Annotated in this window: 19 protein-coding genes; 10 read left to right on the top strand and 9 right to left on the bottom strand. The window is 66.4% G+C overall.

All coding sequences use genetic code 11. From position 1 onward, the window contains the following. Window positions 1-98: 98 nt before the first annotated feature. A complete protein-coding gene (locus tag ACFVUS_RS04150) occupies window positions 99-323 on the top strand; it encodes a hypothetical protein (RefSeq protein ID WP_387761689.1) in 225 nt (74 codons plus the stop codon). Beyond that, on the top strand, window positions 320-1,543 hold the full coding sequence (locus ACFVUS_RS04145; protein ID WP_387761688.1) for a hypothetical protein: 1,224 nt from the start codon (window positions 320-322) through the stop codon (window positions 1,541-1,543). Before ACFVUS_RS04150 ends, ACFVUS_RS04145 begins: the two co-directional genes overlap by 4 nt. Before the next feature lie 121 nt (window positions 1,544-1,664). On the opposite strand, the gene ACFVUS_RS04140 is transcribed toward ACFVUS_RS04145, so the two are convergent. Further along, entirely contained in the window at window positions 1,665-2,534 is an 870-nt protein-coding gene (locus tag ACFVUS_RS04140) for an NAD(P)-dependent oxidoreductase (RefSeq protein ID WP_387761687.1), read from the bottom strand. Window positions 2,535-2,675: 141 nt separating this feature from the next. Between ACFVUS_RS04140 and ACFVUS_RS04135 the strand changes: the two genes are divergently transcribed. Next, window positions 2,676-3,074: a winged helix-turn-helix transcriptional regulator gene (locus tag ACFVUS_RS04135; protein ID WP_387761686.1), complete on the top strand. Its 399-nt coding sequence runs from the start codon at window positions 2,676-2,678 to the stop codon at window positions 3,072-3,074. On the opposite strand, the gene ACFVUS_RS04130 is transcribed toward ACFVUS_RS04135, so the two are convergent. The 3 genes from ACFVUS_RS04130 to ACFVUS_RS04120 form a co-directional block, all read right to left on the bottom strand. Further along, window positions 2,992-3,174, bottom strand: a complete 183-nt coding sequence (locus ACFVUS_RS04130; RefSeq protein WP_387761685.1) for a pentapeptide repeat-containing protein — start codon at window positions 3,172-3,174, stop codon at window positions 2,992-2,994. The genes ACFVUS_RS04135 and ACFVUS_RS04130 overlap by 83 nt on opposite strands. A gap of 39 nt (window positions 3,175-3,213) precedes the next feature. Beyond that, window positions 3,214-4,749 (bottom strand): FAD-dependent monooxygenase, encoded by a 1,536-nt coding sequence (locus ACFVUS_RS04125; protein WP_387761684.1) that lies wholly within the window; start codon window positions 4,747-4,749, stop codon window positions 3,214-3,216. A gap of 220 nt (window positions 4,750-4,969) precedes the next feature. Further along, window positions 4,970-6,052, bottom strand: a complete 1,083-nt coding sequence (locus ACFVUS_RS04120; RefSeq protein WP_387761683.1) for a phospholipid scramblase-related protein — start codon at window positions 6,050-6,052, stop codon at window positions 4,970-4,972. A 177-nt stretch (window positions 6,053-6,229) separates the two neighbouring features. Between ACFVUS_RS04120 and ACFVUS_RS04115 the strand changes: the two genes are divergently transcribed. The 3 genes from ACFVUS_RS04115 (at window position 6,230) to ACFVUS_RS04105 (ending at window position 9,602) form a co-directional block, all read left to right on the top strand. After that, a complete protein-coding gene (locus ACFVUS_RS04115) occupies window positions 6,230-7,447 on the top strand; it encodes a hypothetical protein (protein ID WP_387761682.1) in 1,218 nt (405 codons plus the stop codon). Window positions 7,448-7,688: 241 nt separating this feature from the next. Continuing rightward, a complete protein-coding gene (locus tag ACFVUS_RS04110) occupies window positions 7,689-9,038 on the top strand; it encodes a M20/M25/M40 family metallo-hydrolase (protein ID WP_387761681.1) in 1,350 nt (449 codons plus the stop codon). Window positions 9,039-9,065: 27 nt separating this feature from the next. Continuing rightward, window positions 9,066-9,602, top strand: coding sequence for a YbhB/YbcL family Raf kinase inhibitor-like protein (locus tag ACFVUS_RS04105; RefSeq protein WP_387761680.1), 537 nt, complete (start codon window positions 9,066-9,068; stop codon window positions 9,600-9,602). 132 nt (window positions 9,603-9,734) lie between these two features. Here ACFVUS_RS04105 and ACFVUS_RS04100 read toward each other — a convergent pair whose 3' ends face one another. Continuing rightward, window positions 9,735-10,289, bottom strand: a complete 555-nt coding sequence (locus ACFVUS_RS04100; protein ID WP_387761679.1) for a TetR/AcrR family transcriptional regulator — start codon at window positions 10,287-10,289, stop codon at window positions 9,735-9,737. A 116-nt stretch (window positions 10,290-10,405) separates the two neighbouring features. Here ACFVUS_RS04100 and ACFVUS_RS04095 point away from each other — a divergent pair, with 116 nt between their 5' ends. After that, window positions 10,406-11,716, top strand: coding sequence for a hypothetical protein (locus tag ACFVUS_RS04095; protein ID WP_387761678.1), 1,311 nt, complete (start codon window positions 10,406-10,408; stop codon window positions 11,714-11,716). 150 nt (window positions 11,717-11,866) lie between these two features. Here the strand turns inward: ACFVUS_RS04095 and ACFVUS_RS04090 are convergent, their stop codons facing one another. The 3 genes from ACFVUS_RS04090 to ribA form a co-directional block, all read right to left on the bottom strand. Then, window positions 11,867-13,696, bottom strand: coding sequence for an AMP-dependent synthetase/ligase (locus tag ACFVUS_RS04090; RefSeq protein WP_387761677.1), 1,830 nt, complete (start codon window positions 13,694-13,696; stop codon window positions 11,867-11,869). 164 nt (window positions 13,697-13,860) lie between these two features. Beyond that, entirely contained in the window at window positions 13,861-14,547 is a 687-nt protein-coding gene (locus ACFVUS_RS04085; RefSeq protein ID WP_387761676.1) for a GTP cyclohydrolase II, read from the bottom strand. A gap of 7 nt (window positions 14,548-14,554) precedes the next feature. After that, window positions 14,555-15,415: a GTP cyclohydrolase II RibA gene (gene ribA, locus ACFVUS_RS04080; RefSeq protein WP_387765396.1), complete on the bottom strand. Its 861-nt coding sequence runs from the start codon at window positions 15,413-15,415 to the stop codon at window positions 14,555-14,557. Between ribA and ACFVUS_RS04075 the strand changes: the two genes are divergently transcribed. Next, complete coding sequence (locus tag ACFVUS_RS04075; protein WP_387765608.1) at window positions 15,389-15,544, top strand: hypothetical protein; 156 nt, start codon at window positions 15,389-15,391, stop codon at window positions 15,542-15,544. The genes ribA and ACFVUS_RS04075 overlap by 27 nt on opposite strands. A gap of 117 nt (window positions 15,545-15,661) precedes the next feature. On the opposite strand, the gene ACFVUS_RS04070 is transcribed toward ACFVUS_RS04075, so the two are convergent. Next, window positions 15,662-17,092: a carbohydrate kinase family protein gene (locus ACFVUS_RS04070; protein WP_387761675.1), complete on the bottom strand. Its 1,431-nt coding sequence runs from the start codon at window positions 17,090-17,092 to the stop codon at window positions 15,662-15,664. A gap of 887 nt (window positions 17,093-17,979) precedes the next feature. Between ACFVUS_RS04070 and ACFVUS_RS04065 the strand changes: the two genes are divergently transcribed. After that, window positions 17,980-18,174: a hypothetical protein gene (locus ACFVUS_RS04065; RefSeq protein WP_387761674.1), complete on the top strand. Its 195-nt coding sequence runs from the start codon at window positions 17,980-17,982 to the stop codon at window positions 18,172-18,174. Window positions 18,175-18,267: 93 nt separating this feature from the next. Beyond that, a complete protein-coding gene (locus ACFVUS_RS04060; RefSeq protein WP_387761673.1) occupies window positions 18,268-18,690 on the top strand; it encodes a hypothetical protein in 423 nt (140 codons plus the stop codon). The last annotated feature ends 58 nt before the right edge of the window (window positions 18,691-18,748 follow it).

The following is an 18,748-nucleotide window of genomic DNA, read 5'->3' as shown; positions in this document are numbered from 1 at the left end:
CACCAACGATCCTTCGGGGCTGGCGCGGTGGCGGCGATCTTGGTACACCTTGGGGGCGAGACCGGAGTGATCCGGGTCATTCGGGGACAAGGGGAGTCATGGTGGACGCCAAAGCCGAACTGGAGCGGGAGTTGGGCGGGCCGCTGGCCGCGCTGGAACTGCTCACCGCGGCCGAAACCGCCGACCTGCTGGCGGTTTTCCGGCAGGCACAGCGCACCGAGACCGCGGATATGGTGGCCGCGGTCGACAAGACCGTCGGCGCGCTACCGTGGCCGCTGAGCACGGCGGCCAAGAAGATCATGTTCGGGAACAAGCTCGGATGAGCGATCTGGTCACCCGCGCGCAGATCACCCTGCTGTCGCGGACATTGCATGTGCCCGAGGAGCGCCTGGCGCATCTCGAGCGATTGGGCGCACAACACCTGCACGAATTGCAGGAGGCGCTGGCGAAAGTCATGTTCGCCCAGCACAATCAGACCTTCTCCCGGTTGAGCATGCTGGTGCCGGTGATTCCGTTGAGCATTTCACTGCCGCTGGTGCAGCGGCTGGTGCCCCCGCTCATCGCCGGGCGCGCGGCCGGGGCGATCGGCGTTGACCATCCGCGCAAGGCCGCCGAGGCGCTGGCCATTCTCACCCCCGACTACGCCGCCGACGGTGCGCCGTACATGGATCCGCACGCGGTCGGTCAGCTCGCCGATATCGCACCGCCCGAACCGGTGGTGCGGATCGTGAACGAGATCCTGCGCCGCCGCGACTATGTGACGGCCGGACCGTTCCTGGCCTATGCCACACCGGCATTGATCGCGGCGGTGGAGAAGGGCACCCATGACGACGAGGGCCTGATCCGTTCGGCCGCCTACGCCTACTCGGGCGAGAGCATCTCCACGGTGGTGCGGCATCTGCTCAACGGGAACCTCCAGCGGATTCCCAAACTGGTGCGCACCATTCTGGGCGGCTCGGCCGAACTCCAACTGGCGGCGGTATCGGTGTTCTCGCGCTGCGACGCCGATGTCATCGTGGGTATCGGCGACATTCTGTTCGATGAGGGCGCGCCGGAGGACATCGGCGCGCTCATTCGCGCCTTCGTCAGCGCCGGGGTGGTGCCCGAGACGATGCGGTTCGTCGGACAGCTCAGCCCCGCGGCGCTGGATCGGCTCGCCGCCAATCCGGCGGTGGCCGAACCCGAGTCCGTCGACGCGTTCACCGCGGCGATCGATATCGACAGCGATGCCGCGGTATGGCGTGGCCTGCTGGAGTTGGCCGACCGCACACCCGCTCCGGCCACCCGCCGGATCGGCGGCAATCTGTCCCGCCTGGACGGGGCAGTGCTGGCGCAGCTTCCGGCGGTGCTCACCGCGGCGGAGCTGTGGACGCCGCTGCTGCGCATCCTCGCGGTCGCCGAACCCGATGCCCAATCGCGGATCGGCGAGGTGTGGTCCGCGCTGGAGGATTCCGAACGTGGCGCGCTGGAGCAGCGCATCGCCGATCTTCAGCTGGGTGAACAGCTTTCGGCACTGGCTGCCACCTTGCGCATCACGCACTGACCCTGCACCTGATTCGGACCCGCCGCGTATCGCGGCGGGTCCGAATCGGATCGGCGGGTCAGCCACCGAATTCGGTGAACGGTTCACCCACCGTGGTCCCCGATGCCGGAACTCTTGGCACTCAGCGCAATTCCTCGATGGTGCGGGCGAAGGCCATGCCGCCGTGTCCGGCCCGGACCTGCCGATCCACCAGGGCGGCAATCGGTTCCAGCAGGTCGGGGGCGACTCGAGCGTCCTTGCTGGCGCGCACGAGGGCATCGAGCGCCGATTTCTGGAACGCGAGATGCTGAACCTCCGCCGCGTACGCACCCGAATCGATGGTCGCGCCGTAGGCGGGCAGGCCCTGCACCATCGCGGACAGGAATGGCACCGCGCGCGCGGCGAATTCGGTGGCGCTCAGGCCACCGGTGCCCGCCAGTGCCGCGCCGTGGGAGAACCCGGCGAACATCTGATACATGCTCGCCAGCAACGCGAAATCGTTGAGCGCTGCGGCACCGGCGTCGTCGCCGAAGTATTCGGCCGAACCCAGCAGTTCGAGGACACCGCGATGGGTGTCGAACAGTTCGCGGGCACCGCTGTAGAAGATCGCCGACCCCGGGGTGCCGATCATGGACGGGATCGCCATGATGCCGCCATCGAGGAATTCGATGTCGTGCCGGGCCGCCCACGCCGCCAATTCCCGGGATTCCTCGGGTGCGGTGCTGGTCAGATTGACCCACTGCCGCCCGGCCAGTTGTGCGGCGACCGGATCGAGCTGTTCGTGCACCGAGGCGTGATCGAGCAGCACGCTGATGATCAGGCCGCCGCCACCGATCGCCTCGGCGACCGTTTCGGCGCGCACCGCACCGGCCGCGACCAGGTCGATATCCTTGCCGGCGGACCGATTCCACACCGTGGTCGGCACACCGGCACGCACGAATGCCGCCGCGAGCGCCTGACCCATCGCGCCCAGGCCGAGCACGATCACCGGGGTGTGCTGATTGTTCGTCATTGCGAGTACTCCTTCGATTCCGGGCTGAGGTGATCGGCGCGCGCTGGAATCGAGGTTGCCCGTCGTGACGTTGGGCAACAAGTACGCACTATTTTCTCGGACACGTACCGAAAGGTGTGTATCCAGCTAGTGAGGACGGGCATGAGCGAAAAGAGATCGGGACCATACTTCTGCGGTATCGACGCCGCCATGGATGTCATCGGCGGTAAATGGAAAGTCCTGATCCTGTGGGAACTGCACGAGCACGGCGTGCGCCGCTTCGGTGAACTGCGCAGGGGACTGCCCGGCGTCTCGGAGAAGATGCTCGGCCAGCACCTGCGCGAGCTCGCCGAGGACGGCATCATCCACCGCGAGCTGTATCCGGAAATCCCGCCCCGCGTCGACTATTCGCTCACCGAGGAGGGCGTGGCGCTGAATACCGCCCTGAACGCGCTGGGCGCGTGGGGCTCACGCCGCATCAACCGCATCGGCGCGACCCGCGTCCACGCAACGCAGCCGGTCGCGGATCACCCCGCGCTGGCCGAGGCAATTCGCGACTAACTGCCCCGACCAACCAACCCGTCATCCGCGTTCCCGTCATCCGCGTTCCCGTCATCCGCGTTCCCGTCATCCGCGTTCCCGTCATCCGGGTTCCCGTCATCCCGGCGTGTATTTGGCCGGGATCCACACCCGCCGCAGGCTACGCATCCTGCTCGGCGGGCCCGAACCAGCGGGTGAGAGCCTGCTTCAACCCGGCCACCTCGGAAGTGTCGGCGGCCCAGGCCACGACACCGTCCGGACGCGCCAGCAGCGCGGAAATGCTTTGGGGCTGAGCGGGTTTGGCGGTGACGACGCGTACCCGGTGCGGCCAGGCGGCGGCCACCTCGCGCAGTGCGGGGGAGTCGTTCAGATCCAGCAGCACCCCGGTGCCCTCGGCGAAGTATTCGCCGAGGCGGGTGCCGTCGGCCAATTCCAGGTCGGGGGCGACCGCGCCGACCAGGGGATGCGTATCGCCCAGGTCATAGCGGTGCAGAACGCCGGAGATGCGTTTGAAGATCTCGGTGGCCCCGTCCTTGGTGCCGAGCAGATCGGTCATGACCGCGCGCAGGGCGCGGCTGCGCGGATCGGTGCGCATGACCGCGATCTGCGCGCGCGTCCAATCCAGCACCCACGCCCCGATCGGATGCCGTTCGGCGGTGTAGGTGTCGAGCAGATCCGCCGGAGCCCAGCCGCGCACCACGGCCGCGAGCTTCCAGCCCAGGTTGAGCGCATCCCCGATACCGAGGTTCAGACCCTGGCCGCCGAAGGGTGAATGTACGTGCGCGGCATCGCCCGCCAGCAGCACCCGCCCCTTGCGGTAGTCGGGGACCTGGCGGGTGTTGTCGGTGAAGCGGGTCGCCGAAATGACCTTGGTGATATGGACTTCCACGCCGGTGACCTTGCGGAAGCTCTGCTCCAGCTCCGCCGCGGTGATGGGTGCGTCGCGGTCGGCGGGCGGGCCGTCGAGTTCGACGGTCAGGAACCGGCCGGGGGTCGGGCCGTAGACGTAGATGCCGTGGGGGGTGTCGTGCCAGCCGGGCCGAACCTGTTCCGCGCCGGTCATTTCCACCACGGCCTGCCTGCCGGTGATCTCCGGGTCCAGGCCCGGGAAGTCGAAGCCCGCGAGCTTGCGCACGACGCTGCGGCCGCCGTCGCAGCCGATCAGCCAGCCCGCGCGCACGGCGCGATCACCGGTGTTCACGGTGACCCCGATTCCGTCATCCTCGAATCCGGTCACCGCCACGCTGCGCCGGATCTCGACGCCGAGTTCGGTCGCGCGGCGCGCCAGAATCGTTTCGATGCCCTGCTGGGAGACGAACCAGGCCGCGGCGGCGGGACCGGCGTTCGCGAACACCGGATCGTCGAGATCGATTGCGCCGCCGTCGAGTTGGATGCCCGCGAAATGTCCGGGGACGAATCGCTTCCCGGCGGGCGGCTCCCCGATCCCGGCGCCGCGCCGGAAGGCGGCGAACTGGGCCATGGTGGCGTTGTGCTGTTCCAGCAGTTCGGGCAGGAATCCGCGCCGGTACAGCGCCTGCGCGGTGGGCACGTTGATCGCGCCCGCCTTCAGAGTCGGATCGATCTCGGTGAGCCGCTCCAGCACCAGCACATCCACGCCCGCCAGTCGCAACTCGCACGCCAGCATGAGCCCGACCGGTCCGGCTCCGACAATCACCACATCGCGTGTCTCGTTCATGAGAATCACTGTGCCGAGCCGCGATTACCGCGCCCTTGCGCTGTCTTGCGTACCGCTTGCGCCCGCATGAGAGGAGGCTGTGCCGCTCATGCGCGGACCTCGCGCACCGGAAACGGCGCGGGCCGCGCAGCGGAAACAACGCGGGTCGCGCACCGAATGGCGCGCGACCCGGCGGCGGTTGGCGCGCCGTGGTGACGGCGCGGGGCGGCAGCTGACCGGATCAGCCCCAGCCGCGCGAATCCTGCTTGAGCGCGGTGTCGATGGCCAGGCCCGAGGCGACCACCATGGACAGCAGCGGTTGGGGGAGCTGGCGGTGAATCTGCACAACATAGTTGTCGGCGGTGGTGAACATGTTCTTGAGCAGGCCCTCCCACGTCTTGGTGATGCGGGCGACCTCCTGACCGGTGTGGTCGTGAATCATGAAGTTCCAGGCCCGCCAGTTCTCGGCGCGAATCCCGCCGATTTGCTGGCCATTCACCACAAAGGAGAAGTTGATCTTGCCAATCATGTTCTCCTGGATGATCTCCCCGATCGGCGCGCCATTGCCGTGCTCGATCACGAAGCGCGACTTGAAGACCTTGGCCGGGCGCGTCACGCGCAGCACCGTCTGGCCCTGACCGTCGCGGATCTCCAGTTTGTGCGTCATGAACTGGTCATAGCTGGACATGAAGCGCACGGCCTTCTTGAGCGCGCTCTGCCCGACCTCGACCACCGCGCCGATCTGCCGGCCCTGCTGGTCGAAAACGGCGTACTCATTGGCCATTTCGATGAGCTTGACCTTCTGGTTCACCACCAGGATCGGCTCGGTGAACACGGTGCCGCCACCGGCCTGGGTCGCCCCGACCCCGGCCTGCTGCTGCACCTGGCGCTGGATCGCGGCGGGATCGTGCGCGCCGCCGATATCGAATTCCAGGGCGTGCGCGTCACTGGGCTGCTGACCGTATTGCGGCTGGCCGTATTGCCCCTGCTGCGGCTGCTGAGCGTACTGCTGGCCCGAATACTGCTGGCCCTGCTGGGCATATTGCTGGCCCTGCGCCTGCTGACCTTGCTGCGCGTACTGCTGTCCCTGCGGCTGCTGGCCCTGCTGGCCGTACTGCTGGCCCTGCTTGGCGTAGCCCTGCTGCTCCTGCTGCCCGTACTGCTGCTGACCCGATGTTTGCTGACCCTGTTGCGGTTGCGCCTGCTGCTGAGGTTGCGCCGACTGTTGCTGCGGCTGGGTGTGATTGGTCCATTGACTACCGTCCCACCAGCGCACGACGGTGGATCCTGGACTCTCGGGGTACCACCCCGCGGGATGACTCATGGCCGCATCCTAACGGGGCTCTGTGAGTCTGCACTGTTTGCGGTTTTCGTCGTATCTGCCCGCCTATGATGGGCGGTCGAACACGGCGGGTCCGCACTCGGACACCGCAGGACGGGGAAACATGTCTGCCACAGTCGATTTCGCCTATGGCGGAAGACCCGCGACCCGGTGCGGCCTATGACCGATCTGGTCACCCGCGCCCAATTGGTACTCCTGGCAAGGACCCTGCACGTCCCGGTAGAACGCGTCGAACATCTCGAGCGACTCGGGGCGCATCGGCTCAACGAACTGCAGCAGCGCATGTCCGGGGCACTGTTCGACCAGCACACACCGGTTTTCGAGCGGATCAGCTCGCTGGTGCCGATCATTCCGCTCGGCATCTCGCTGCCCATCGTGCAGCGTGTGGTGCCACCAGCCATGACCGGACGCGCGGCCGGAGCCGTGGGCGTGCAGCATCCACGCAAGGCCGTGGACGCGCTGCTGCGGCTGAGCATCGAGTACGCGGCCGATTGCGCGCCGTATCTGGATCCGCGCACCGTGGGACAGCTCGCCGATGACGCACCCACCGAACCGGTGATAGCGATCGTCAATGAACTGCTGCGGCGGCGCGACTACATCACCGCCGGGCCCTTCCTGGCCTATGCCACACCGGAATTGGTGCGCGCGGTGGAGGAGGGCGTCCCCGATGACGAGGGGCTGATCCGCTCGGCCGCCTACGCCTATTCCGGGGAGAGCATCAGTGCCATTGTGCGGCAACTGCTCTCGGGCCCCGGCGATCGGATTCCGAAGCTGCTCGGCACCGTCATCGACGGGTCCAAGGAATTGCGCCTGGCCGCGCTGTCGGTGTTCGCGCGGTGCGCCCCCGATGTCATCGCCGCGGTCGGCGATATCCTCTTCGAGGTCGCACCGCCCTCGGCCATCGCGGACCTGCTCACCACCTTCCTGGCCGCCGACGCCACCGATGACCTGCTGCGTTTCGCTGGACAACTGAGCCCGCAGGCGCTCACCAAACTCGCCTTCAACCCGGTCGTCGCCGAAACCGCCGAAACCCTGGTCGCCGCCCTCGACGGCAGCAGTGAACTGGCCCTGTGGCGCGGTGTCCTGGAACCGCTGGCCCGCACACCCGCAGAAGTGCGCCGCCGCGCGGGCACCCAGCTCGCCGAACTCGACACCTCGACGCTGATCATGTTGCCCGCCATCGCCCAGGCCGCCCGCCTCTGGGCACCCCTGCTGTGGGTACTGGCCGCCACCGACGTCGATGTACAGGCCCGCATCGGCGAACTCTGGGCCGCCGGCACCCGCCTGGACCCCGAGATCCTCGAACGCCGCATCGCCGATCAGCGCTTGGAGTCCCTGCTGGCGACCCTGACCATGACCCTGCGCGTATTGCGCTGACCGCCAGCCCCGTCATCCCGGCGTGCTTGTGGCCGGGATCCATACCCGAAGGTGCCTGCGCTTACGGTGTGGATCCCGGCCAAAGACGCGCCGGGATGACGGAGGACGTAGCGCACCGCGGCTGGGAAGTGTTGTGCCGGGCCTGATTTCAATTCGGCTCGTGGCCATCACCTGCGCGGTGCGGGGTGTGGAATGACGGGGCGCGGCGGTGGGGGTGTGCGGAGATGGTAGGAAAGGGGACGTGTCCGAAACTGGCGAACTTCGCACGTCCCGCGCCGTCTCGGAGGTGGTGGACCTGGTCAGCACGCTGATCCGGTTCGACACCTCCAATACCGGCGAACTCGAGACCACCAAGGGTGAGCGCGAATGCGCGCAATGGGTGGCCGATCAACTGCATCAGGCGGGATACACCACCGAGTACGTGGAATCCGGCGCGCCCGGGCGCGGCAATGTGTTCGCCCGGTTGCAGGGCGCGGATTCGAGCCGTGGCGCGCTGATGATGCACGGGCATCTGGATGTGGTGCCCGCGCAGGCCGAGGACTGGAGCGTGCACCCGTTCTCCGGGGCGATCCGCGACGGGTACGTATGGGGCCGCGGGGCCATCGATATGAAGGATATGGTCGGCATGATGCTGGCCGTGGCCCGGCAGTTCAAGATCGAGGGCACGGTGCCGCCGCGCGATATCGTGTTCGCCTTCCTGGCCGATGAGGAGAACGGCGGGCGCTGGGGGTCGCAGTGGCTGGCCGATAATCGGCCCGATCTGTTCGCCGGGGTGACCGAGGCGGTCGGCGAGGTCGGCGGGTTCTCGCTCACCGTGCCGCGACCCGATGGCACCGAACGCCGGTTGTACCTGGTCGAGACCGCGGAGAAGGGTCTGGGCTGGATGCGCTTGCGCGCCAAGGCGCGCGCGGGGCACGGGTCGTTCCTGCACGAGGACAACGCGGTCACCATTCTGGCGCAGGCGGTCGCGCGCCTGGGCACGCACACCTTCCCGCTGGTGGTCTCGGATTCGGTGGCCGAATTCCTGGCCGCGGTCGCCGAGGAATCCGGGCTGACCTTCGATCCGGCCAGTCCCGATATCGAGGGCCAGCTCGCCAAGCTCGGCACCATCTCGCGCATTATCGGTGCGACACTGCGCGATACGGCCAACCCGACCATGTTGCAGGCCGGCTACAAGGCCAATGTCATTCCGCAGACCGCCGAGGCCGTGATCGACTGCCGCGTGGTGCCGGGGCGGCAGGCCGAGTTCGAGAAGGAGGTCGACGCGCTCATCGGACCCGATGTCGAACGCGAGTGGATCACCAAACTCGACTCGTACGAAACCACTTTCGACGGTCACCTGGTCGATGCCATGAACGCCGCGATCCTCGCGCACGACCCGCAGGGGCGCACCGTGCCCTACATGCTGTCCGGCGGCACCGACGCGAAAGCGTTCGCGCGCTTGGGAATTCGCTGCTTCGGCTTCGCGCCGCTGCAATTGCCGCCGGATCTGGATTTCAGCGCGCTGTTCCACGGCGTGGATGAACGCGTCCCGGTGGCGGCGCTGGAATTCGGTGCGAGCGTACTGGAACACTTCCTCCTGAACTGCTGATCAGCCTCGCGATCGAAAGGACGGCCCGTGCCCGACTACTCCTACAATCCCTACGCTCCGCTACCGCAACTGCCCGAATTCACCGTCACCTCCGGCGATATCACCGCGGGTGAGCCGCTGCACCTGGATCAGGTCAGCGCGCTGGGCGGCGCGGGCGGCAAGGACATCTCCCCGCAGCTGAGCTGGTCCGGATTCCCCGCGGAGACAAAGAGTTTCACCGTCACCGTGTACGACCCGGACGCGCCGACCGCCTCGGGTTTCTGGCACTGGGTGGTCGCCAATATCCCGGCCGGCACCACGAGCCTGGAGACCGGGCAGGGCAGCAAGGGCGGCAACCTGCCCGAGGGCGCGGTCGTACTGCGCAATGACGCGGGCCTGCACGAGTACACCGGCGCGTTCCCGCCCGCCGGACACGGCCCGCACCGCTACTTCGTGGTCGTGCACGCGGTCGGGGTGGACAAGCTCGAGGTCGACGAGAGCGCCTCGCCCGCCTACCTGGGGTTCAACCTGTTCCTCAACGCCATCGGGCGCGCCACGCTGATCGGTACGCACGAGCAGAAGTAGTCGCCGGACTGTATTCGACTGTGGCCCCGAGCTATTCGCTCGGGGCCACAGTCATGTCCGGCATGGACCGGGAATGGATCCCGGCCACAAGCACGCCGGGATGACGAGATCCCCGGGGCCCGGGTGGCCGTGTCAGGAGGCCGGGTCCGACAGTGCGGCCAGGGCTTGGATCCCGGCGGTGAGATCATCGGCGGTGGGGGTGTTGTCCGGGTCGATGAGGGCCTGGGCCAGTAGGCCACCGATCAGGGTTTGCACGATGACGCCGATGCGAGGGTCGTTGTCGCCCAGGGCTTCCGAGAGGCCCGCGCGGGCGCGGACCTGGGCGGCGCCGATCTCGGTGCGCAGTTCGGGGGAGTGCAGGGCCTGGGCCATGCTCTCGACATTGGCCGACCACACTGCGCGATCGGTGCCGAAGGATTCGAGGAGCTTGCGCCAGAAGGTAGTCAGGCGTTCGCCGGTGTCCAGGTCGGCGTCGTCGGGCAGGGATTCGAGTACCCGGGTCACCGATTCGCCCGTGGATTCCAGCATCGCCTGATTGAGCAGCTGGTCACGGGTGCCGAAGTGGTAGTTGATGGCGGCCAGATTGGTGCCGGAGGCGGCCACGATATCGCGCACGGTGGTGCGGGCCAGGCCGCGTTCTGCCAGGCACTTCTTGGCTCCGGCGAGCAGATCTTCTCGGGTTCCCACCTTCGGCAGCCTAACAGCGGTTTGTGACGATCGTTTCAAACATATGTTTGTGACAATTGTTTGAAACGTGTGTATGGTCGATTTCGCCAGGTCCACCGCAGGAAAGCCGGAAGCACATGACCAGTCAGCGCCCACTGTCCCCCTTCGAGAACGGCTACTTCGGCGAGCACACCCGTCTGGGCAGCGTGCCCATCGGCGGTATGCCGCTGTTCATCGGCAGCACCGTGCGCGGGGAGATGGACCCCGCCGCGCTGCGCGACACGCTCACCGAACTCGCTGCCCTGCATCCGCTGCTGCGGGCGCGGGTGGTCACCGGCGATGCCGGGGTGCGACGATTCGAACTCGATGACGACTATCGGCCGAGCGTCACGGTCACCGCGGGCGGCGCGCAGGTCTATCGCACACTGGTGAACGCCCGACAGGAGTGGGGCGCAGGGCTTTTCCGTGCGGAACTGCTGCGCGAGGGCGAGTTCACCCGGGTCGTGCTGGTGCTGCATCACGGCATTTCCGATGGCCGCTCGGTGTTCCCGCTCGTGGACGAGATGTGGCGGCGCTACACCGCGCGGGTGACGGGATCGCCACTGCCGCAACCGGAACGGAACTACGCGTTGCCCGCCGGGGTGGATACGCAGCTCGCCGCGCTGATCAGCGATGCCGAGGTCGACGCGTTCGTGGCGATGGTGCGCGCGGGTGCGATGGCCATGGATCCGGCGGCCGCTCCGGTGCACCTGCCCCTCGATGGTCAGGGCGGGGGAGATCCGAGCGGCAGGCTCGCGGTACGGCGCATCGAATTGGATGCCGCGCAGACCGCGGCCTTGGTGGCTACCGCACGCGCACAGGGGTTTTCGGTGAACAGCCTGCTCGCCGGCGCGGCCATGGCGGCGGTGCGCACCGAGTTCGCGCCCGAGGCCGGACCGCTGCCGATGATGTGCGGGCACGCGGTGGATCTGCGCCCCGATCTGGTGCCGGTGCTACCCGCCTCGACCGTGCTCAATTGCGCCGCCGGGGCCGGTACACCGGTACTCGCGGCCCCGGACTCGCATCCGATCGAGCTGGCGAGCGCCGTCGCGGCGGGTATGCGTGATTCGACGCAGGCCCGCTTCCCCGCCATGTTCATGCGCGCCGCCCAGCGCGACCTCGACGAGGTGACCGCGGCACTGTTCGGCGCGCCACCGACCCTGGCGCTGTCCAATATCGGCCGCGTACCGGCCCATTCCCTGCCCGCGACACTGGAATTCGTGCGCGATGAGGTATTCGCCATGACCCCGGGCATGCCACCGAAAATGACCATGTTCACCGTCGGCGACCGTCTCACCGTGCAGGTCGAGTACGACACCGCCGAGCACTCGCACGCGCAGATGGAACGGATCGCCACCGAGATGACCTGGCAACTGCTGCGGGTGGGGTCGGCCACCGCGCGCGCGTGACCGATGCTGCGGGTGGGGTCGGCCACCGCGCGAGCGTGACCGATTGTCCGGCACAACATTCGGCGTTGCCGGCCGGAGCGCGTGCGTGCATCTGCTCCGGAAACGACTGTGGCCCCGAACGAATCGTCCGGGGCCACAGTCGTTTTCGACTCAGGACAGGTTTACGACATTGTCCGGGGCCGGGGTGGTGTACAGCGCGGTGATATCGGCGGCGTACTTGGTGTTGATCGGGCTGCGCTTGAGCTTGAGGGTCGGGGTGAGTTCGTCACCGCCGGGCTCCCAGCCCGCATCCAGCACGATGAAACGCTTGATCTGTTCCACGCGTGAGAGTTTGGCGTTGGCGGTGGTGACCGCCGCCTTGATCTCCTCGACGATCTCCGGGCGCACCGCCAGGGTCTTCAGATCGGCGTCCGGGGTGCCCAGGGCCTTGGCGCGCACCACCGCGGTATCGGGGTCGAGCACGATGAGCGCGGCGATGTACGGCTTGGCGTCACCGATCGCCACCACCTGGCCGACCAGCGAGGACGCCGCCTTCACGGTGTTCTCGATATTGGTGGGAGACAGGTTCTTTCCCGCCTCGTTGATGATGAGTTCCTTCTTGCGATCGACGATGCTGATGTAGCCGTCACCGTCGATGGTGGCCACATCGCCGGTGTGCAGCCAGCCGTCCGCGTCGATCGCCTCGGCGGTCTTATCGGCCATCTTGCGGTAGCCGTGCGTCACGATCGGCCCGCGCAGCAGCAGCTCGCCGTCCTCGCCGAGGCGAACATCGGTGTCCTGCATGGGAATTCCCACCGTGCCCGGCTTGGGCTTGGCCAGCGGGGTGTAGGTGCCCACGCCGGAGGTCTCCGACATGCCCCACACCTCGGTGACCACGAAACCCAGTCCGAGCATGTACTCGAGGGTCTCCGGCGGGATGGCCGCCGCACCCGAGGCCGCGACCTTGAGTTCGTCGAATCCCAAGGTGTGCCGCAGTTTCGACAGCACCAGGGCATCGGCCAGCTTGTGCTGCACATCGAGCAGCAGACCGCGGCCGTTGCCGGACAGGTCCGCGCGCGCGGCTTCCACGCCGACACCGATGGCCCAATTGGCCAGGGCCTTCTTCACGCCGCTGGGCTCGGTGGCGAGCTTGGCATCGATGCCGGCCTTGATCTTCTGCCACACCCGCGGCACACCGAAGAACGCGGTGGGGCGGGCATCGGGCAGGGCGGCGGCGATCTCGCGCGGATCGGGCACGGTGGTCATCTGCACGCCGGTGAACAGGTTGGCGCAGTGACCCGAAATGCGGTCCGCCACATGGGCGGCGGGCAGATACGACACCGAACGGTCATCGAGGCCGACCACCAGCGGGCCGTTCACCAGTCCGACGATCTGGGCGACCACATTACGATGGGTCAGCTCCACGCCCTTGGACGGGCCGGTGGTGCCGGAGGTGTAGATCAGCGTCGCCAGATCCTCGGCCTTGACCGCGCGCCAGGCGGCGTCGAAGTCGAAATCGGCGGCCGGTGCGGCTTCCACCTCGGCGAGGGTGATGGTGCCCGCGGCCGAACCCTCCACCAGCACAATGTGTTCGATCTCCACACCGGCCCCGCGCACCGCGTCCAGGAACGCGGGCTCGGTGATGACGATCTTGTTCTCGGCATTGGTGAACAGATGCGCGATCTGCTCGGCGGAGCTGGTGTTGTAGATCGAGAACGGCGTCGCGCCCAGGTGCAGCGCCGCGGTGTCGACGAGATTGAACTCGGGCCGGTTGGTCAGCATGATGCCGACGGTGTCCCCGTGGCCCACCCCCAGCCCCGCCAATCCGGCGGCAATGCCGCGCACCCGCTCCCCGTACTCTCGCCAGCTGATCTCAGTGGTTCCCCCCACCGTCCTGATCGCGATCTGCTCCGGACGCAATGTCAGCGTCTCCTGAAACGCCTCCGGAATCGTGTAGACCGTTTTGCCCGATTTGTGCGGATAGCCGATGTCTGTCGTCATAACCCTTTTCCGATTGCCTCTCGCTTACACCGCCACACGCGCACCCATCCGACCTGCGCGAACCCGACGTCCCGAGAGAACACCCACCGATCACGCGATGGCCGCACGCTCATCTGTGGCGCGGCTCACTCAGCTTAGCCAGAAAGTCACCGCTGTGTCTCGCGCTACAACCCAGATCCCGCAAATCGGACATTTCGGACCGCTCCCCAGGCTCCGCGCACCGCCCGCGCAGGCCACCGCCGCCCGCCGATCATCGACCGATGCCCCCGAAACCTCCGCTTGGCCTCCATATACTGCCGCGCCCGCTCACTCCGCGGCTCGGTCAACAGCGGCACGGTCACCACCGCGAACCCCGCCTCCTCCAGCGCCGCCACCTTGTCCGGATTGTTCGTCATCAACCGCACCGACCGCAGCCCCAACCCCGACAGCGCCTGCGCCGCATGCCCATACGACCGCGAATCGATCGGATGCCCCAACATCCGATAGCTCGTGAAGGTGTCGACCCCGATCTGCGCGCCCAACCGCAGCCCCATCGCCTTCACGATCAGTCCGGACCCTCGGCCCTCCTGCTCCAGATACACGAGCACGCCGTGTCCCTCGGCTTGGATCAGATCCATAGCCAGATCGAGCTCGGGTCCGCAGTCGCAGTCCTGTGAGCCCAACGCGTCGCCATAGAGACAACGTGAGTGGATCCGCACCAGACACTCCTGATCGGGATCTCCGAAAACGAGGATGTGCCCGAGTAGTTCCCCGGCCCCGGTCTCAGGATCCGCCCGCAACTCGCTGACCCGCACGGACAACTCCCGTCCCTTGCGCGTCAGCGAATGTGCAGTCGCCTGAAGCTCTTTCACGGCCGCCCTAGCTCATTGTGCCTCCGGCAATTATGGCCGAAGGGAGCGAGCATAGGCCGATTCCTTCGGTCGCGTCGGCTGGTTCCAGAACCGGATCTACGGCAGCCAATTGTTCACCACGGGAAGAAGGTGACAACAATGTCGCGCATACCAGTCTAATTTTGGCCTTCAGCAACCGAGTTCGAGTGAATCCCCACCTTCCTACCAAGAGACCCAGTACAGCGGGAATCACGCGATCCAAGCCGAATACGGTACTGGGCGTCATCAATTCGGCAATCACCCCGCACGATGCCGCGAACGCAACGACGCCTCCGGCACTGGACAACCGGCTGGCAGCCCGGTATGTCCACCAGGATTGTGGCAGTTCATGACCTCGACGCTCCCGTTTCGCGGCCAGGTAGTCGTTTACGCGATCATTCCCCGGCAGGATACGCAGCGGTACCTGGCGCACGGACAACCCGGCATCGCGCAAAGTCCGCACCTTTTCCGGATTGTTGGTGAGCAGGCGAATCTCGCTGAGCGCCAAGGCTTTGAGCATCGCGGCCGCGCCATCGTACTGTCGCGCATCCTCCGGGTACCCCAGCTGTACATAGCTCTCGAAGCTGTCGAGCAGCGCTTGCTGACTCAGGTGATAGCCACGGCCTTTCGCCACCAGTCCGGCGCCGCGGCCCTCCTGCTCCAGATAGATCAGCACCCCGGCGCCCTCGACCTGCATCATGTCCAAGGATGCGGCCAGTTGCGGTCCACAGTCACAGTCGTGCGATTCAAGTGCGTCACCGTAGAGACATCGCGAGTGAATGCGAACCAGACAACCCTGCGATATCGTGCCGATTATCAGGGCATGTCCGGATCGGTGATCGCCGTCCACCTCGGCCACCCGAACCTCGAGCGGCCTGCCATGGCGAACCACGAGATGAGCGGGCTCGGCCAGGATTCGCGGATCCGGACCTCCGAGTGGTCGGTCGGTGCGGACCTCGCCAAACCCTGCATCCATTGAGCGAGTCCTTATGAGTCGGTCTATCAGCGAGTCCAAGGACGGCCCATCGGCCGCGAGAAATGCTAACTCGTGGGCCCTGATGACACACGGAAGCCCGGATAGCCAGTCCCGGGCACGTCACGCGTCGTCGCGATCACGTGCCACGATCCGCTCGATTTGCTCGACCGTCGGCATCGCGTCCGGAACATTCCGGACCGGAGCAGTCGCTGCGATCGCGGCGGTGGCCCAGGTGAAATCGTCGATGTCAGCAGCCTTGCCTCGCGTTATCAACCGATACGCCAGCGCGGAGGAAAACGCCGATGCCGCACCCGCTGATCCGGGTAGGACCGCCGCGAACCGCGACAACTCCACGCTGGGACGCCGCAGTCGATGGATCGTGCAACGCGAACCGTCGACCGTGCATACGGTGCCGACGCCGAAGCCCAGGAGCCGTTCGATCACCTCCGCGGGCGTGCTACTCGGCCACAACTCTGCCATCTCTATCGAAGTGCCCACCAAATAGTCCACCGCACGCAGATACTCGTACGCCGATTGCGGAAGCACCTGCGGTGGCGAAACATTCATGATGAGCCACGGCGGCGAGCTGAGCGAATCCACAACTCGCAGAGCCTGTTCGACCACATCGGTGGACTGTTCGAACGTCAGCAACACCGCCCTGGAATCGGCGATGGCCTGCCGGATCGAGGCACTCTCCAAATCTGCATCGGTCAGCTGAATACGCCGCTCTTTGAACGCAATCGACGCGTACTGGCCGGTCAAATTCATGATGACCGCCGTCACCGGGGTGCGGCCGCCGCGATTGATCTTGACCAGGCTGGTGTCGACCCGCTGTTTGAACAGATAACGCCGAATGCTCTCGCCGTCGTCGTCATCACCGATCGCCGTCACCAATCGCGCGTCCAGACCCAGGCGTGCGAGCGCGACCGCGCGATTGAGGCCCTTACCGCCCGGATGCCTGCGAAAATCACCCCACGCCGAGGTCCCCGCGACCGGAATCTGTTCGACCACGTAGAGCTGATCGATCACCGCGTCACCGATCACGGTCACCGTGTCCAATCCCGAAGTGTCCGGGATCGACCCGGATGTCATCAGGGTCGCCAAAGCGGTGAAGGCTTCCAGCTCGGGAGCGCCACGCAAGGTTCGCACCGTCGGGGCGGGAGGGATGTCGGAGACTCCCATCGCTTCATGGAGATGCAACCACTCGCGCGCCAAATAACGACGCCTGTCGATCAGGTCTGGTCCATACAGTGAGTTCAGATCGATACCGGCGGGTGGCTCGTCACCGAAAAGCCCCAGGCACAGCTCGGCATCGACAATCAGCCGATGTGTCGCGGGCAGCTGACGAGCGACATGAGCGATGACTCCGGGCACCGCCTGTTCGGTTGTCAGCCCCGCGACATGCGCGAAACGCGCGACCACGCTCAACTGCTGCAGGGTAGAGATGTCGATCTCGGTGCTGCCCAGCCGATCCGAGCTCAGGCCCGACCGGGTACGAAGACGAGTGAGAATGCTGAGCACGGCGACGGTGGTCGGATCAGTGGGCGCCATCGACAGATCGACTCTTCGTGAAGTGCGGGTTTTCTCCATCCAAACCTCACGATACGTCGGTGCCGCCACAGCGACTGTCCGGTTGCTCCGATCTTCCTCGAATCACGCTGCCCGCATGGAGGTCGGCGGCATCGAACGACTCCGACTCCCGGTCGGTGCGGCGTTGCGGGTTGTTCCTGGTCATTCTTCCTCCACGTACCGGAGGTCAGGTTTATTGAACAGAAGAACCGTCAATTCCCTTGGTGCATCGGCAATTGCCGGAATCGGTCGGCAAATGCCATTCTCAGTCTAGGCGAAAGAACGCCTGCACCAGACGGTTTGGGAGGTCTCGGTGTTGGGAGCGATTCCACTGATTTGGCGGTTTCGGCGGGGGACGCGGGCGGCGGCCGGCGAGCCCGAGACGGAGCAGGACGGCGAAGTCGCTGTGCGGTAGGCGGATTCGCCGAATCAGCACAGACCACACCCCTGTTCCGCCGTCGCCCGCTCGATCCGTGTTCATACAATTCGTTGGCAGCGACAGCACCGGCTGATCATCGCGATGCGATCGGCCGGTCTCGGGCATTCCGAAAAGAGGATGCTCCGGCGGTGGCGCTTCACTTTTGGAGAACCGTCGTGATGTACGAGAGCAGTCGATCGATAACCAGTAGCACCTGCCCCGAGTGGGCGCGGCGGCGCAATGATCGGGGTGAGCCCGCCTGGGAGTTGAGTTGGTGGGACGAGCGGTTGTTCACGCTAGAGCAGGCTCGGGCGGGGATGGAGCTCGCGGAATTGTGTTGTTCGCCCGAAGAGCCGGGGGCGCGGGCGGAGGTTCTTGCCAGGGAGCTGGGAACCAGCGTGAAACACGTCATGGCGGTGCTGCATCAGCGGATGATGGAGCGGGGGAGACCGTGACGATCTACTACTCCGACTGGCAGATGACCAGTGACCTCACCGGCGAGGCAGCGCATCGGGTGGCCGATGGGCGGGAGTTGGGTTATCGGCGCGACGTGATTCTGGCGGCGCGGGCGATCGTCGACGCGGACGAATTGGGCATGCCGGTGGAACAGGTGCAGCAGGTATTGCAAGGGAGGCGAGAACACTGAATTTCCCGACAAACCGGGCGGGGTTGGGAAAGGGTGAAATACCGACCGTCCGGTGTTCGATGAGGATGCAAACAGCTCAGGGAGGACCCGGCAGTGACAATCGATATCAGCCATCGGGAGATGACCAGCGACATCACCCCCGAATTCGCGCTTCGCGCCCGTGATGAGGACGCGTGGTCGCTGAGTTGGCTACCCGAACAACGATTGACCCGCGCGCAGGCGCACGCGGGAATGGAATTGGATGAGATCCTGTCCGATCCGGAGATCGTTTTCGACGACGCCGCCCATTCCGAGGCGGCCGAACGCGCGGCCCGGCTCGGAATTCTGGTCGAGCACGCGGTGGTCATGCTCGCCCAGCGCATGGCCGAACGCATGCATCACGACACCCTGATCCCGTACGAGACCGATGCGGTGCTGCCCGAACCGTTCCTGCGCGGCTGGTATGTGGGCACCCTGCCGCCGGGCACGCTGGCCCCCGCCGCGTCCGGCGCGCGCTCGCAGCACCTGTGGGCCTGACCCGGTACGGCGGACTGAAGGCTGTTGCGCCACAAGGCCGTTGCCCCTGATGCCCACT

The organism is Nocardia sp. NPDC058058 (genome assembly GCF_042885355.1).
In the GTDB taxonomy this organism is placed as follows: domain Bacteria; phylum Actinomycetota; class Actinomycetes; order Mycobacteriales; family Mycobacteriaceae; genus Nocardia.
The sequence above is the reverse complement of the archived record's forward strand: the minus strand, read 5'-3'. Positions and strand labels throughout refer to the sequence as shown.

Excerpts from the sequence above, each read along its gene's own strand:
- ACFVUS_RS04150 (WP_387761689.1), top strand. The coding sequence starts at position 99 with ATGGTGGACGCCAAAGCCGAACTGGAGCGGGAGTTGGGCGGGCCGCTG.
- ACFVUS_RS04145 (WP_387761688.1), top strand. The coding sequence starts at position 320 with ATGAGCGATCTGGTCACCCGCGCGCAGATCACCCTGCTGTCGCGGACA.
- ACFVUS_RS04140 (WP_387761687.1), bottom strand. The coding sequence starts at position 2,534 with ATGACGAACAATCAGCACACCCCGGTGATCGTGCTCGGCCTGGGCGCG.
- ACFVUS_RS04135 (WP_387761686.1), top strand. The coding sequence starts at position 2,676 with ATGAGCGAAAAGAGATCGGGACCATACTTCTGCGGTATCGACGCCGCC.
- ACFVUS_RS04130 (WP_387761685.1), bottom strand. The coding sequence starts at position 3,174 with ATGACGGGAACCCGGATGACGGGAACGCGGATGACGGGAACGCGGATG.
- ACFVUS_RS04125 (WP_387761684.1), bottom strand. The coding sequence starts at position 4,749 with ATGAACGAGACACGCGATGTGGTGATTGTCGGAGCCGGACCGGTCGGG.
- ACFVUS_RS04120 (WP_387761683.1), bottom strand. The coding sequence starts at position 6,052 with ATGAGTCATCCCGCGGGGTGGTACCCCGAGAGTCCAGGATCCACCGTC.
- ACFVUS_RS04115 (WP_387761682.1), top strand. The coding sequence starts at position 6,230 with ATGACCGATCTGGTCACCCGCGCCCAATTGGTACTCCTGGCAAGGACC.
- ACFVUS_RS04095 (WP_387761678.1), top strand. The coding sequence starts at position 10,406 with ATGACCAGTCAGCGCCCACTGTCCCCCTTCGAGAACGGCTACTTCGGC.
- ACFVUS_RS04090 (WP_387761677.1), bottom strand. The coding sequence starts at position 13,696 with ATGACGACAGACATCGGCTATCCGCACAAATCGGGCAAAACGGTCTAC.
- ACFVUS_RS04075 (WP_387765608.1), top strand. The coding sequence starts at position 15,389 with ATGTCCGGATCGGTGATCGCCGTCCACCTCGGCCACCCGAACCTCGAG.
- ACFVUS_RS04070 (WP_387761675.1), bottom strand. The coding sequence starts at position 17,092 with ATGGCGCCCACTGATCCGACCACCGTCGCCGTGCTCAGCATTCTCACT.